This is a genomic window from Streptomyces sp. M2CJ-2, from assembly GCF_016757295.1.
In the GTDB taxonomy this organism is placed as follows: Bacteria; Actinomycetota; Actinomycetes; order Streptomycetales; family Streptomycetaceae; genus Streptomyces.
Window position 1 is genome coordinate 1 of the sequence record NZ_JAESIF010000234.1, and the last position, 1,317, is coordinate 1,317.

General features: G+C 66.8%; 1 protein-coding gene and 1 pseudogene. Both read left to right on the forward strand.

The window, feature by feature from the left end:
- Positions 1 to 70: 70 nt before the first annotated feature.
- Entirely contained in the window at positions 71 to 376 is a 306-nt protein-coding gene (locus tag JL475_RS39025) for a transposase (RefSeq protein ID WP_202282930.1), read from the forward strand.
- Positions 377 to 405: 29 nt separating this feature from the next.
- A pseudogene (locus JL475_RS39030) lies at positions 406 to 1,284 on the forward strand (IS3 family transposase); the annotation flags it as partial.
- Positions 1,285 to 1,317: the final 33 nt, after the last annotated feature.

Below are 1,317 nucleotides of genomic sequence, written 5' to 3' on the forward strand. Positions count from 1 at the left end.
TGAAGTTCCACCCTCAGCCTGGACAGCCTGATACTGGGACGACAGGTTCCGGAGGAAGCAGATCCAGGTAGTGAGCAAGAAGAGCAATACGAGCAAGCGGTACACGGCCGAGTTCAAGCGGGACGCGGTCGGGCTGGTCCGCTCCTCCGGGCGGACGGTGACGGAGGTGGCCCGTGAGCTCGGGGTGAGCTCCGAAGGGCTGCGGGGCTGGGTGAAGCAGGCAGCGATCGACCGGGGTGAGGGACCGGCCGGAGCGCTGACCACCGCGGAGCGTGAGGAACTGGTCCGGCTGCGGCGGAAGGTCCGCGAGCAGGAACAGACGATCGAGGTGCTGGGAAAAGCGACCGCCTTCTTCGCTCAGCAGAAGACGAAGTAGCCGCGCGCTACGCGTTCGTCGATGCGGAGAAGGCATCCGAGACCAACCCCGGCGGCTGGCCGGTGGCGTTCTTGTGCCGGGTGCTGAAGGTCACACGTTCGGCCTACTACGCCTACCTCTCCGCGAAGCCCGCCGTGGAGGTGAGACGGGCGGAGGAGGACGAGCTCGCCGGGGAGATCCGGGAGATCCACGCCGGCTCCCGGGGTGCCTACGGAGCCCCGCGGGTCACGGCCGCCCTGCGCCGGAAGGGCAGGCGGATCAACCGGAAGAAGGTCGAGCGGATCATGCGCGAGCGCGACATCCATGGGATCACCCGCCGCAAGCGCCGCGGTCTGACCAAGGCCGATACCAAGGCGGCCCCGTCGCCGGACCTGGTCGGCCGCGACTTCGCCGCGGCCGAGCCCGGCACGAAACTGGTCTCCGACATCACCTATCTCCCGACGCTCGCCGGCTGGTGGTACCTCGCGACGGTCATCGATCTGGCGACGCGCGAAGTGATCGGGTATGCGATGGCCGACCACCATCGCGCCGAGCTCGTCGTCAACGCGCTGCAGATGGCCGCCGGCCGCGGTGCCCTGAAGGAGAACTGCATCGCGCACTCGGACCGCGGATCGGAGTACACCTCGCGTGAATACCGCAAGCTGGTAGGGGAGTTGAGCCTGAGGCAGAGCATGGGTCGAACCGGGTCATGTTACGATAACGCCGCCGCCGAAAGCTTTTTCGGTCTACTGAAGGCGGAGATCGGGACCACCGTCTGGGAGTCCCACGAGGCCGCCCGCGCGGACGTCTTCCGCTTCATCGAGGTCGAGTACAACCGCACCCGCCTGCGCAAGCATCCGGAGTACGGCTACGTCACCCCGATCGAGACCAGGGTCCTCGCGATCCAAGATCTCACCCCTGCAGCGTAAACACCCGCTGTCCATGATCAGGGTGGAACTTCA